The organism is Bradyrhizobium sp. I71, from assembly GCF_022354745.1.
Classification (GTDB): Bacteria; Pseudomonadota; Alphaproteobacteria; order Rhizobiales; family Xanthobacteraceae; genus Bradyrhizobium; species Bradyrhizobium liaoningense.
Window position 1 is genome coordinate 2,731,698 of record NZ_CP059398.1, and the last position, 13,471, is coordinate 2,745,168.

Consider the following 13,471-nt stretch of genomic DNA (forward strand, 5'->3'; position numbering starts at 1 on the left):
AAACGCGGCAGGGGAACCTGCCGCGTTTTTGGCTTTATAAGATCCGCGGGCGTCGAGACGACGCCGCAACCGCCTCAGAACTTGTACGTCACGCCCGCGCCGACCAGCCACGGATCGATATGCGCGGTACCGGTGACCGGGATCGCGCCGTTGACCATGGCCGAGTAGTTTGGCCGCAGCCACAGCTTCTTCACATCAACGTTGAGACCCCAATGCTTGTCGAGCATGTAGTCGAAGCCGAATTGCACGGCACCGCCCCATTGGTTGCTGACATGCAGGTTGGTTACGGCGAGGCCGTTGAACGGAACGTTGGACGCCGAGTTGTTGAAGAACACCGTGTAGTTCACGCCGGCGCCGATATAGGGCTTGAACGCGCCGAAATTAGTGAAGTGGTACTGCAGCGTCAACGTCGGCGGCAGCAGCGTGGTCTTGCCGATATCGAGCCCCTGGAGCGTGCCAGATCCGGTGAGGTGATGCCGCGTGACGCCGAGAATCAATTCGGCCGCGATGTTCGGCGTGAAGAAATAGGAGATGTCGAGTTCGGGAACCACCTGGTCGCTGATGTGAAGGCCCGAATTCGGCGACGACAGCGCAGGCACACCCGCAACATTGACCGAGCTGCCACCGCCGTCCGGCAACACGCCGAGGACGCGCAGACGGATCATCCAGGGATTCCACGCCTCCACCGCCGGCGGTGCCTTGGTATAGACCGGCAGATCCGCGGCCTGCGCCGATGCAAGCGCCCCGCCGAACGCGGCGGCAAGCACCGCCAGCCGTGCGGCATTCCGAATTGTCCTTCGCATTGAATTCCCCTTGAGTGCCATGCGCGCCCCGTTGCGCGATCGCACGTGTCAGAGCAGAAAGGGGGTGCCTTCGGATTTGACCTGCATCAAATCTGGACTGATGCGTCGCAATTGAGCGACGACGTTGCACATCTGCCACGGCAAACGACATTGCGAACGACTTGCGTGGTAACTCTGTACTTGGCCGCGCGGCGATGGCCACTGAGCACCGCGAGGCGCGTCAGTTCAACACGTCGAACGTGATCACGGCCGCTCGGGATGGTTCAGCATGTACTCGCCGAGGTCGCGCTGGCGGCGGTCGGCGCGGGCAATGGCGGCATTGCGCTGGACGTCACGGTCCTTGCGGCAGGCCGCGTATTCCGGCGAGCCCTGCGCATAGCCCCGGCTCTGGCAGACCGCGTCATCGTCGTCGCCGCCCATCGCCACCGGCGTCTGGTAGCGCGCGGAGCAGGCGGAGAGAGCGATGGCGAGAGCTAAGGCGATCAGCAGGCGCGGCGCGGCGGAAAGCGGCATCAGGGGTCCCTTGTTGGCCGGCACTGTTTAGCGCGGAATGCGGAGAATGTAAGTCCCTGGACGCCGCTCCCGCCCGGTGTCATTCCCCGCGAAAGCGGGGAATCCAGTACGCTGCGGCCTCTCGGCTCTAACCTCACCGTCTCTGGAATATTGGATCGCCCGCCTTCGCGGGCGATGACAGTAGCAATTGTTGGGGCGGCGTCACGCCTCGCGGGCAAATGGCGTTAGCATCACACCCTCCCCTTTAGCGCCTCCCCGATCTCCTCGAGTGCCTTGGGATCCTCGATGGTCGCCGGCATGGTCCAGGATTCGCCGTCGGCGATTTTCTTGATGGTGCCGCGCAGGATCTTTCCGGAACGCGTCTTGGGCAGGCGGCCGACGGTGATGGCGAGCTTGAAGGCGGCGACCGGGCCGAGCTTGTCGCGCACCAATGCGATGATCTCCTTCTCGATCTCGGCCGGCGGGCGCTTCACGCCCGCTTTCAGCACCAGGAAACCGCAGGGCACCTCGCCCTTGATCGCGTCCCTGACGCCGAGCACGGCGCATTCGGCGACGTCGGGATGCGAGGCCAAAATCTCCTCCATGCCGCCGGTGGAGAGCCGATGGCCGGCGACGTTGATGATGTCGTCGGTGCGGCCCATGACGAAGACATAGCCGTCCTCGTCCTTGTAGCCGGCATCAGAGGTTTTGTAATAGCCGGGGAATTCGCTGAGGTAGGCCTCCTTGAAGCGCTCGTCCTGATTCCACAGCGTCGGCAGACAGCCCGGCGGCATCGGCAGCTTGATGACGATCGAGCCCATGGTGTTGGGGCCGACCGGCTTTGCCGCTTCATCGACGACATCGACCTGGTAGCCCGGCATCGGCACCGTCGGCGAGCCGTGCTTCACGGGCAGCATGCCGAGCCCGACCGGATTGCCGGCGATGCACCAGCCTGTCTCGGTCTGCCACCAATGGTCGATCACCGGCACCTTCAGCTGCTGCTCCGCCCACTCCACCGTCGGCGGATCGGCGCGCTCGCCGGCAAGGAACAGCGTGCGGAATTTGGAGAGGTCGTACTGCCGGATGAATTTTCCCTCCGGATCCTCCTTGCGGATCGCACGGAATGCCGTCGGAGCGGTGAAGAAGGCCACTGCCTTGTGCTCGGAGATCACGCGCCAGAACGCGCCGGCATCGGGCGTGCCGACGGGCTTGCCCTCGAACATGATCGTGGTCGCGCCATGAAACAGCGGACCGTAGACGATATAGCTGTGGCCGACCACCCAGCCGATGTCGGAGCCGCACCACCAGACCTCGCCCGGCTTGACGCCATAGAGGTTGAACATCGACCATTTCACCGCGACGAGATGCCCGCCATTGTCGCGCACGACGCCCTTCGGCACGCCGGTCGTGCCCGAGGTGTAGAGGATGTAGAGCGGATCGGTCGCGGCGACGGGCACGCAGGGCGCCTTCTTGCCGTCGTTCAGCGCCTTGCGGCGCAGGCTGGCCCAGTCGTAGTCGCGGCTTGGCGTCATCTCGCAGGTGAGCTGCGGACGCTGCAGCACGATGCAGGCTTTCGGCTTGCTGCCGGCGAGCCTGATCGCCTCGTCGAGCAGCGGCTTGTAATGCACGATACGGCCGGGCTCGATGCCGCAGCTTGCGGAGAGGATCAGCTTCGGCTGCGCGTCGTCGATGCGGGTGGCGAGCTCTTTCGCCGCAAAGCCCCCGAACACGACCGAGTGCACCGCGCCGATGCGCGCGCAGGCCAGCATCGCGACCACCGCTTCCGGCACCATCGGCATATAGAGGATGACACGGTCGCCCTTGGCGACCCCGAAGTCCTGCATGACGGCGGCGAGCGCCTGGACCTCGTTCAGCAGTTCGGCATAGGTGAATCTGGTGACCGAATTGGTCAGCGGAGAATCATGGATCAGCGCGACCTGGTCGGCGCGGCCGCGTTCGACATGGCGGTCGAGCGCGTTGTAGCAGCTGTTGACGACGCCGCCGGCGAACCAGCGGCCGTAGGTTCCTTGCGAGGGATCGAAGATCCTGGTCGGAGGCTCGATCCAGTCGATCTCCTTCGCCGCCTCGGCCCAGAAGCCTGCGGGATCGGCCAGCGAGCGCGCATGGACCTCATGATAGCGACTTTTGCCGTCGGCGTTTCCCTGGACGTTCATTCCCGCGCTCCCGTGCCTTTATTCGCCTGCCCTTGACCCTTGTGGCAGGACAGGCGCCCCGCCATGACCAGGATCAATTGCCGGCCTTGTTGTGGGCTTATTTTCGCGGGAACGGGCCGCGGTTCAAGCTCAAAAGGATGGGCTTTTCGGGGAAGACACAGCTACCGCCGCGCGGGCGGTGCGCCCCCTCGCCCCGCTTGCGGGGGGCGGGGGTCTCCGGAAGGACGGTGGCGGTTCGACTCGAGGAGAGACGACGAGTTCGGAACGTTTGTCAGCTCTCCATCGCGTTCAGCTTCTGCAACCGCTGCTTCATGGTCTTCTTCAGATCATAGTCGAGGCGGCCGAAGCTGGCGTTGCGCGTGGCGAGGAAATCGCGCTGCGTCTTGCGCAATTCGCCGGCCGAGCGCTTGTTCGCCAGTTTCAGCACGCGCTCGTAGGCCTCGGCGATCTGGCGGTCGATCACGCCGAGCTGCGGATCGGCACAGATCACCTTCTCCACCTCGCGCTTCGCCGTCGCGCAATCGAACGACGGGCCGTTGCCGGAAGCCGCATTCAGCGGACGCAGCGGCTCGGCGCCGAATTTCGCGATCTCGGCGGTCATGGCGCGGCGGCCGTTGGCTGCATTCTCGTTGCCCGGATCGAGCTTCAGCGCCGTCTCGTAGTCCGCCAGCGCCTTCTTGCGCTCGCCCATCTTCTTGTAGAGCACGGCGCGGTTGTTGTAGGTCTTCGCAAAATTCGGATCGAGCTCGAGCGCGGCATCATAGTCGCTCAGCGCGGCCCCGAGCTCGCCCTTGAACTGGTAGGAATCGCCGCGGTTGGTCAGGAAGTTGGCGCGCCGCTCACGCCGGATCGCTTCGTCGTAATCGGCGATGGCCTTGTCGTACTCGCCCATCGCGGCATAGGCGAGGCCGCGATTGTCGTAATATTCCGGCTGTTTCGGGTCGAGCCTGATGGCCTCGGTGTTGTCGGCGACCGATTTGTCGTTCTGGCCGAGCTTCTTCCAGGCCGCGCCGCGGTTGGTGTAGGTGCGAGGCCGGTTGGGGTCGAGCCGCAGCGCCTCGTCGAAATTCCTGATCGCCTTCTCGTTGTCGCCGCCGAGATAATAGGCCACGCCGCGGTCGGACCAGGCCTGCGCATCGCCCGGCTTCAGCTTGATCGCCTGGTCGTAATCGGCGAGCGCGCGGTCGAGCCGGCGCTGATTGGTGTAGACCACGCCGCGCGACTCGTAAGCCTCCGCATCCTGCGGATCGAGCTCGATCGCCCTGGTCAAATTCGCCGCAGCGCGGCTGAGATCGCCGCCGGCCTCGCGCAGGAGGTCGCCGCGCAGGCGCCAGGCCTTTGCGTTCCTGCCGTCGAGCACGATGGCGCGGTCCAGATCTCGCAGCGCCTGCGATTGCCCTCCAAGGGTTCGCGCATTGGCTTCGGCGCGGACAACGAGGGCCGCGCTGCGATCGGAGGCTGGATTTGCAGTCTTGTCGATGATGGCACTGCACGCCGGAATCAACTCTGCCGGGGCAGCCTTGCTGCCCAGCACGCACTCGGTGCTCGCCGCGGCTGGGGAAGCGAGAACAAGGCTGATCGCCGCGCTGAGGAAAAAGGCGCGAAGCGAGATTTTGGCAGGCGAAAGCGCTTGCGCGGAGGCTTGAGTGCCGCACATGACATTGGGCTCCGTGACGTCGGGTTCTCACCGTTGTCGCGGCTGGCAAGGGATGGGTTCAAATCGGGTCCGTCCGCGCCGTCATGGCCGGGCTTGTCCCTGCCATCGACGGCTTACCCGCGGCACACAGACCGTGGAGGCCCACGCCTTCCGCGGCCCCGCAGGCGGGACAAGCCCGCGCATGACGGCTCCTCGTGAGCCGAAGGCCCGTCAATATCCGTCGACCCCGTTCAGCCGTTGCAGGCGCTCTTGCATCGCCTTCTTGAGATCATAGCCCGGCCGGCCGAAACCGGCATTTCGGCGCGCGATGAATTCATCCTGCTCGCGTTGGAACGCTTTCGCTTCATCCGCATTGCGTGCCTCGCGAACCACGCGGGCGTTCGATGCAAAAATCTCCCGGTCGAGATCGGCGAGCTCGCGATTGCCGCAGATCGCCCTTTCCACCGCGCGGCGCGCTCGCGCGCAATTGAAGCTGGGCTTGCCGGCGACCGCCATCTGCGCGCCGATCCGCTCGAGCTCGCGCGCCATCGCCTTGTGATTGGCCTTGGCCTTCGCGTGGTTCGGATCGATCTTGAGTGCTGCGCCGAAATCCTGCACCGCCCTGGGCTTGTCGCCCTTCTTCAGCCAGAGCTCGCCGCGCGCGTTGAAGATGTCGGCGAGGGTCGGATCGAGCAAGAGAGCGCGGCTGTCGTCGGCAATCGCACGGTCGACCTGGTCGTGCCGCGCCAGCAGTGCGCCGCGCGCGATCAGCGCCTTGATCAGATCCTCCTTCGCCGTCTTCTCATTGTCGATCACGGCAGCGCAGGCGGCGGCCGCCTTGTCCACGTCGTCGGCCGCGGTCGCCGCGAGGCAGAGCTCGACATCGACCTGCGTCACCGCAACCGGCTCGCCTCCGGTCGCAGCATCGGCCGGGGCGAGCGAGAGTGCGTAGAGCAGCCCGGCGCCGAACAGGTGAATGAGAGAACGCATGTTCGTTGCAACCGGAAAGCCTTGTCTCAGGATCTTGTCTTAAGGTCTTGCCTTGACGCTGCACTATCCATCATACGGCCGGATTGGTGCTAGCTTGTGGCGCCGCTCAGGTCGGTCTCGGGGATCATCGTGTCGACATTCGAATGGATCATTGCGCTTCTGCTCGGCGCTGTTGCCTTATCGGCGCTGGCGCGGCGGATCAAGGTCCCTTACCCGACCTTTCTCGCCATCGGCGGCGCGCTGATCGCCTTCGTGCCGTCCAGTCCGTCCTGGGCGCTGGAGCCGGACCTGGCCTTGGCCCTTTTTGTCGCACCGGTCCTGCTCGATGCCGCCTTCGACACCTCGCTGCGCGATCTACGGAACAACTGGGTTCCGGTCTCGACCCTGGTGGTTGCCGCAGTCGGCCTGACCACGGCCGCCGTGGCCTATGTCGCGCACCGGCTGATGCCCGACATGCCCTGGGCCGCCGCGGTCGCGCTCGGCGCGATCGTGGCGCCGCCGGATGCGGCCGCTGCCGTCGCGATCCTGAGCCAGGTGAAGCTGCCCCATCGCATGGTGAAGGTGCTGGAGGGCGAGAGCCTGCTCAACGACGCCAGCGCGCTTCTGATCTATCGCATCGCGGTCGGCGCGGTCGCCACCCAGCATCTGACATGGAGCCAGGTCGCGCCGACCATGGCGCTGGGCCTGGTCGGCAGCGTCATCGCCGGCCTGGTCGCGGCCCGCATCATCCTGCCCATCATGGAGCGCGTGACGGAGGCCCCGAGCGCCATCATCGTGCAGTTCGCCACCACCTTCATGATCTGGATCGCCGCCGAGCATCTCGGCCTCTCCGGCATCCTCACCATCGTGGTCTATGCCATCGCGATCGCGCGCACGGCGCCGGCACGCATGCCGGCGCGGCTGCGCGTGCCGTCCTATGCGGTCTGGGAGACGATGGTGTTCGTGCTCAACGTGCTCGCCTTCATGCTGATCGGCATGCAGATGCGGCCGATCTGGACGCGGCTGGACGCGGACGTGCGCTGGGAATATTGCGTGGCCGCCGGCTGGATCCTGCTCACCGTGGTGCTGGTGCGGCTGTTCTGGGTGACGTTCTACCGCGCCACGTTGCGCGCGCTGGTCGCGCGCGGGATCTACCATCCGAAAGATCCGAAGCAGGTCGCCTCGGCGAAGGGCGGACTCATCATCTCCTGGTGCGGCATGCGCGGCCTCGTCACGCTGGCCGCCGCTTTTGCCCTGCCCGAGAACTTTCCCTATCGCGACTTCATCGTCTTCATTGCGTTCGCCGTCGTGCTGGGTTCGCTGGTGATCCAGGGCCTGACGCTGCGGCCGCTGATCCTCGCCTTTAACCTCGACGACGATGATCCGGTCGGAGTCGAGGTCGCGCGCGGGCGCGCGGTCGCCTATCGCGCAGCGCTCGATGCGATCGAGAGCGATCCGTCGGAGGAGGCGGAAATCCTGCGGCTGGAATATCGCGCCATCCTGATGCAGGCCGAGACCGATCCGAACGGCGGCATCGCCAATGGCGAATTGCCCGCCGATCCCCTGCGCCGCCGCGCCATCGAGGCCGCGCGCAAAGCGATCTTCGACCTCCGCACCACCGAGGTGATCGGCGACGACGCGTTTCATCGGCTGGAGGAAGAGCTCGATCGCGCAGAATTGAGCGCGGGCGGATAGATCGACGGCGACGGTGGGATTTGAACCAAATTGCCCTTCCTCAGACTCACCCCTCATGACCACTCTGATCGACGACCGTCGTGTACGCGCGCGTGAGGCGTCGCCAGCACGGTTCTTTTATCTCCACATGGCCCTGGCCTGCGCGGCCACCGCCTTTCTCGGCTTCGCACCGACCTATTGGGTGCCGCTCGCCAACCGGACGCTCTCCGCAAGCCCCGTGATTCACTTTCACGGACTATTGTTCTTCACCTGGTCGCTCTATTTCGTGCTCCAGACCTGGCTCGCGGCCTCGGGCCGTGTGGTCAATCACCGCTCGCTCGGCATCGCCGGCGTATCGCTCGCGACCGCGATGACGATCTTCGGCTTCCTCGCCTCGGTTCACGTGATGCAGCATTCCGCCGCGCTCGGGCAGAAGGAAGCCGGCATCGGCTTCTCGATCGTGCCGATGAGCGGAATCGCGTTCTTCGCCGTGGTGTTCGTGCTTGCGATCATGAACACGCGCAGACCGGAGGTCCACAAGCGCCTGATGCTGCTGGCGGCGGTCTCGATCCTCGATGCCGCGATCGCGCGCTGGTTCCTGACCTTCCTCGCCCCTCCCGGACCGCCCGGCCCGCCGCCGGTGCCCGTGACGATTGCGCCGGCTGTCGTCGCCTCCCTTCTGCTCGTCGTCGCCATGGTGCGCGACTGGCGCACCGAAGGCCGCGTGCATCCGGTCTACATCTACGGCACGCTCGCGCTATTGGCGGTGAAGGTGCTGAACTGGCCGGTCAGCGAGACGGCGGCATGGCATGCGTTCGCCGGGAGGATCCTGGCGCTGGCACAGTAATCACCGCTGTCGTCCCGAGCATCGATTTCAATCCGTCACCCTGAGGCGGCCGCTTCTTCAGCGGCCCTCGAAGGGCGACGGCCCGGCTGCATCGGGGCCGTCTATCCTTCGAGGCTCCCCGCGCGCCGCGTTGCGCCGCGCGGCTCGCACCTCACGATGACGGGACTAGTTGAAGTAATTTACGCCCCCGCCTTGCAGGTGATCCCGCCGTCGACCACGAGCTCGATTCCCGTCACGTATTTCGACTCGTCCGAGGCCAGGAACAGCGCGGCGTTGGCGACGTCGAAGGCATCGCCCATGTGGCCCATCGGCACCTGCGCATCGCGCGCGCGCCACATCGCTTCCACGTCGCCCTTGGCGTAGCTGGCGGCAAGACCCGCTGAATGTTCGACCATCGGCGTCTTCATCAAGCCCGGCAGGATCGCGTTCACCCGCACATGATGCCGTGCGAACTCGACCGCCGTGGTGCGCGTCATCATGTTCATCGCCGCCTTCGAGGTGCCGTAGGTGACGTAGGAGATGCCCATATGGCGGATCGAGGCGATCGAGGAGATGTTGATGATCGAGCCGCCGCCCTGCTTCACCATGGCGGGGATGACGTGCTTCATGGCGAGATAGGCGCTCTTGAGGTTGACGCTGAAGACGCGGTCCCAGCTTTCCTCGCTCACCTCGACCACGCTCCCCATCTCGGCGATGCCGACATTGTTGTCGAGCACGTCGATGCGGCCATAGGCCTTCAGGCACGCCGCGACCATCGCCTCGATCTCACCTGCGCGCGACACGTCGGCCGTGAACGCCGTCGCCTTGCCGCCTTCCTCGGTGATGATCTTCGCGGTCTCCTCGGCCGCGGCACCGTTGCGATCGACGCAAAACACCTGCGCGCCCTCGCGCGCGAACGTCACCGCGGTTGCCTTGCCATTGCCCCAGCCGGGGCCAATCGAGCCGGCGCCCACCACCATCGCAACCTTGCCCTTGAGCCTATCCATCGTCTGTCTCCCCTTGCTGTTCTTGTAGCCCGGATGAGCGCAGCGATATCCGGGACCGCCATTCCCGGATATCGCTGCGCTCAACCGGGCTACGGATCGCTGCAAATCTTCATTGTGGTGACGTTAGCACCGATCGGATGGCCGACAATCTCCGACAATGTCCGGCACTTCCCGTCATGGCACAACCGCCATTCCCCGGCCGCACCGGAATTGCCGAGCACGACCTCGTGCATCGGCGGACGCTGTGGCCGCCATTGAAACCAGCCATCGACGAGCCGCGCCTCGGGCGGCGGCTCCATGCCGGGGCCGGTGCCCTTGACGCGGGCTTGCACCAACTCGAGGCCGGCGGGCGTGACACGCCAATCTTCCTGCCATTCGACCTTCGCGACCGAATGCGTCCAGGCCAGCGTGAAGGCGGACAGCGCCAGCGCCTTCACGCCTGATGCCGTTGCGAAGCAGAGGCTCACGCCGCCTCGACCGCCGCCGGCGGGCGCTGCCGCCATTGCCACAGCGCAAGCGCCGCAGCGAGCACGAAGCCGGCGGTGTCGCTGAACGGGAATTCGCCGAGCAGGCAGAACGCGGCGCCGAGCGCGACCAGGCGCTCGATCAGCGTCAGCCGCGTGAACAAGAAGCCGATCGCGACCATGCCGAACAGGCCGATCGCCACCAATGCCTTGGTGGCGGCCAGCGCCACCGCGCCGTAGAAGCCGAGCTTGGCCGCCATGGGATCGCCGGCTTGCAGCATCAAGGCCGGCGAATAGACGAAGATGAAGGGGATGACGTAGCCGGCAAGCGCGATCCGCATCGCCTCCCAGCCGATCTTGTCCGGATTCTCCTTGGCGATCGGTGCCGCCGCCAGCGCGGCGAGCGCCACCGGCGGCGAAAGGTCGGCCATGATTCCGTAATAGAACGCGAACATGTGGCTCGCGATCAGCGGCACGCCGAGCTTGGCGAGCGCCGGCGCGGCGAGCGCGGCGGTGATGATGTAGGTCGGGATGGTCGGAATGCCGGTGCCGAGCAGGATCGACAGCAGCATGGTCATGACCAGCGCCAGGAACAGGCTCTTCTCGCCGAGCCCTATCACCCAACCACCGAAGATCGTGCCGACGCCAGTCTGCGACATCATGCCGATGATGACGCCGACGATGGCGCAGGCCATGCCGACGGTGATGGCGGATTTGGCGCTCTCGGCCAGCGCATCGCGGCAGGCGCGCAAGGCCGCAAAGCCGCCGCGGACGAAAGCCGTGATCACGATCAGGCCGACCACGACGCTTGCGACCGGCACGATCTGCAAGCCGTCGCGCGACAGCGCGGCGACCACGAGCGCAAGTCCGATCCAGAAGATGTAGCGAATCGCCGTCGCGGAGACGCCGGCCGTGATGGCAGCGCCAAGGATCAGCGTCACGGTCAGCGCGAGGCCCATGCTGCCGGCATAGAGCGGCGTGAAGCCCTCGAACAGCATGTAGACGAGGGCGGCGAGCGGCAGCACGAGATACCAGCGCGTCACCAGCGCCTTCCAGGCACTCGGGATTTCCGAGCGCTTCATGCCGACGAGGCCGTGCTTGCCGGCTTCCAGATGCACCATCCAGAAGGCCGACGCGAAATAGAGGATCGCAGGGATCGCCGCCGCCTTGACGATCTCCGAGTACTGGACGCCGAGCGTCTCGGCCATGATGAAGGCGACCGCGCCCATCACCGGCGGCATGATCTGGCCGCCCATCGACGCCGTCGCCTCGACGCCGGCGGCGAAGGCGCGGCGGTAACCGAACCTGATCATCAAGGGAATCGTGAACTGGCCGACCGTGACGACATTGGCGACGCCGGAGCCGGAGATCGTGCCCATCATGCCCGAGGCGAACACCGCGACCTTGGCAGGTCCGCCGCGGGTGCGGCCGAACAGGCCGAGCGAGACGTCGGTGAAGAGCTGGATCATGCCGGCGCGCTCCAGGAACGAGCCGAACAGGATGAACAGGAAGATGTAGGTCGCCGACACGTAGATCGGCACGCCGTAGAAGCCTTCGGTGCCGAACGACAGATGCGTGACGATCTGGTCGAAATCATAGCCGCGATGGTTGAGCGGCGACGGCAGATACTGGCCGAAGAACCAGTAGAGCAGGCACGCGCCGCACATCAGCGGCAGCGCCGCGCCCATCAGACGCCGCGTGCCCTCGAAGATCAGCACCGCGAGCAGCGTGCCGACCACGAGATCGAGCCGGGTCGGATCGCCGTCGCGCGCGATCAGGTCGGCGTAGAAGATCCACTGGTAGAGGCCGCAGAGGAAGCCGGCGCCGCCGATCACCCAGCCGAGCGCACGGCCGAAATTGCTCTTCGCCGTGAAGTTCGCGATCAGGCCGAAGGTGAGCAGGACGAGGAAGCCGACATGGACGCCGCGCACAACCTGGCTCGGCAGATAGTTGAAGGCGGCGACATAGAGCTGGAAGGTCGCGAATGCGATGCCGATCCAGTAGGCGAGCCGTCCCCACCAGCCCGGACCGAAACCTTCGGGGAAACCGTGCTCGAAATTGTCGAACTCGACCTTGACCTTGTCGGGCGCCGTCGCCGTGCCCTCTGCCTTTTCCAGCATCCAACTCGTCCCCAATCGTCGAGCGCTTATAGCATTGGCACGGTCCATCCGAGCCTTCATGGCCGGGCTCGCCCCGGCCATCCACGATCTTTGTCGCCAAACCTAAAAACGTGGATGGCCGGGACAAGCCCGGCCATGACGAAGCGTGGCGAGAGCCGACCTTACTTGATCAGCCCTTTTTCCTTGTAATAGCGGATCGCGCCGGGGTGCAGCGGAACCGGGCTGCCATTGGCTGCGGTCTCAAGCTTGATCTCCTTGCCGGCCGCATGGGCGTTGACGAGCTCGGGGAGCGACTCATAGACCAGCTTGGTCATCTGATAGGCGAGATCGTCCGACACGGCGGAGCTCGTGACCAGATAATTGATCACGGCCGCAGTCGGCACGTCCTTGTCCTGACCGGTATAGGTCTTGGCCGGAATGATCGCGGAAACGAAGGGCGGCCCGATCTTGTCGACGGTCTCCTTCGGCACCGACACCACCGTGATCGGGCTTGAGGTCGACAGGTCCTTCAGCGAGGCGACGCCGAGCCCGGCCGATTGCAGCGTGGCGCTGAGCTGCCGGTTCTTCATGAGATCGACCGATTCGGCGAAGGGCAGATACTCGACCTTGCCGAGATCCTTGTAGCTCATGCCGGCGGCCGCGAGGATCGCGCGCGAGTTCAGCTCCGTGCCGGATTTCGGCGCGCCGACCGACAGGCTCTTCCCGTTCAGGTCGGCCAGCGTCTTGATGCCGCTCTCGGCGGTCGCGACGATCTGGATGTAATTCGGGTAGATCGCCCCGATGGTCCTGAGCTTGTCGAGCTTGGTCTTGAAGCCTGCCTCCTCCTCGCCGTCCCAGGCCGCTTTCAGCGAATCGCCCAGCGTGAACGCCAGCTCGCCGCGCCCCTGCTGCAGCAGGATCAGATTCTCGACCGACGCCTTGGTGGCCTGCACCTGCGTCTTCACGTTCGGAATCTTGTCGCCGTAGATCTTCCCGATTGCGACGCCGAGCGGATAGTAGACGCCCGAGGTGCCGCCGGTCAGCACGTTGATGAAGGATTGCGCATGCGCGCAAGGCGCCGACGCCGCCAGAGCAAGAGCCGCGGCCACGCCGAAGGTCGTCCGTTTCATGGTTGTTGTTCTCCCCAAACCGGCGGCGAAATTGGCCGGATGAGGGGTGCGGGTCAACCCATCCAAAAGGCAAAACAGGACTGCGGCGAACGGCCGATCCGGCTCGACCTTGGGAACCGGTGGGTGCGGCGAGGTGGCGCAGTCAGGAAAAGGCGGGTCACCTCTCGCGCAGTCTCCTTCGCTCCCCCGCAAGCGCT

Annotated in this window: 11 protein-coding genes; 2 read left to right on the forward strand and 9 right to left on the reverse strand. The window is 65.4% G+C overall.

All coding sequences use genetic code 11. From position 1 onward, the window contains the following. Nucleotides 1-74: 74 nt before the first annotated feature. From FJV43_RS13370 to FJV43_RS13390, 5 genes are all read right to left on the reverse strand, one after another. Nucleotides 75-803 carry an OmpW family outer membrane protein gene (locus tag FJV43_RS13370; RefSeq protein ID WP_239627599.1) on the reverse strand — a complete coding sequence of 243 codons (729 nt, stop codon included), beginning with the start codon at nt 801-803 and terminating at the stop codon, nt 75-77. Nucleotides 804-1,046: 243 nt separating this feature from the next. Next, the gene (locus FJV43_RS13375; RefSeq protein WP_239627601.1) at nt 1,047-1,316 is read right to left on the reverse strand and encodes a hypothetical protein; all 270 of its coding nucleotides are present in this window, start codon (nt 1,314-1,316) and stop codon (nt 1,047-1,049) included. Between the two features lie 230 nt (nt 1,317-1,546). After that, on the reverse strand, nt 1,547-3,469 hold the full coding sequence (locus FJV43_RS13380) for a propionyl-CoA synthetase (RefSeq protein WP_239627603.1): 1,923 nt from the start codon (nt 3,467-3,469) through the stop codon (nt 1,547-1,549). Between the two features lie 271 nt (nt 3,470-3,740). Further along, on the reverse strand, nt 3,741-5,126 hold the full coding sequence (locus FJV43_RS13385; RefSeq protein WP_239627605.1) for a tetratricopeptide repeat protein: 1,386 nt from the start codon (nt 5,124-5,126) through the stop codon (nt 3,741-3,743). A 210-nt stretch (nt 5,127-5,336) separates the two neighbouring features. After that, complete coding sequence (locus FJV43_RS13390) at nt 5,337-6,095, reverse strand: tetratricopeptide repeat protein (protein WP_239627607.1); 759 nt, start codon at nt 6,093-6,095, stop codon at nt 5,337-5,339. Between the two features lie 96 nt (nt 6,096-6,191). Here FJV43_RS13390 and FJV43_RS13395 point away from each other — a divergent pair, with 96 nt between their 5' ends. Both FJV43_RS13395 and FJV43_RS13400 read left to right on the forward strand, forming a co-directional pair. Then, nucleotides 6,192-7,769, forward strand: a complete 1,578-nt coding sequence (locus FJV43_RS13395) for a sodium:proton antiporter (RefSeq protein WP_239627609.1) — start codon at nt 6,192-6,194, stop codon at nt 7,767-7,769. A 55-nt stretch (nt 7,770-7,824) separates the two neighbouring features. Further along, on the forward strand, nt 7,825-8,595 hold the full coding sequence (locus FJV43_RS13400; protein WP_239627611.1) for a hypothetical protein: 771 nt from the start codon (nt 7,825-7,827) through the stop codon (nt 8,593-8,595). 179 nt (nt 8,596-8,774) lie between these two features. On the opposite strand, the gene FJV43_RS13405 is transcribed toward FJV43_RS13400, so the two are convergent. The 4 genes from FJV43_RS13405 to FJV43_RS13420 all read right to left on the reverse strand — a co-directional run bounded on the left by FJV43_RS13405 (nt 8,775) and on the right by FJV43_RS13420 (nt 13,274). After that, nucleotides 8,775-9,581: a glucose 1-dehydrogenase gene (locus tag FJV43_RS13405; protein WP_239627613.1), complete on the reverse strand. Its 807-nt coding sequence runs from the start codon at nt 9,579-9,581 to the stop codon at nt 8,775-8,777. 89 nt (nt 9,582-9,670) lie between these two features. Next, nucleotides 9,671-10,084, reverse strand: a complete 414-nt coding sequence (locus FJV43_RS13410) for a DUF1850 domain-containing protein (protein ID WP_239627615.1) — start codon at nt 10,082-10,084, stop codon at nt 9,671-9,673. Then, nucleotides 10,045-12,165 carry a TRAP transporter permease gene (locus tag FJV43_RS13415; protein ID WP_239627617.1) on the reverse strand — a complete coding sequence of 707 codons (2,121 nt, stop codon included), beginning with the start codon at nt 12,163-12,165 and terminating at the stop codon, nt 10,045-10,047. Before FJV43_RS13415 ends, FJV43_RS13410 begins: the two co-directional genes overlap by 40 nt. Before the next feature lie 161 nt (nt 12,166-12,326). After that, a complete protein-coding gene (locus tag FJV43_RS13420) occupies nt 12,327-13,274 on the reverse strand; it encodes a TAXI family TRAP transporter solute-binding subunit (RefSeq protein ID WP_239627621.1) in 948 nt (315 codons plus the stop codon). Between the last annotated feature and the right edge of the window lie 197 nt (nt 13,275-13,471).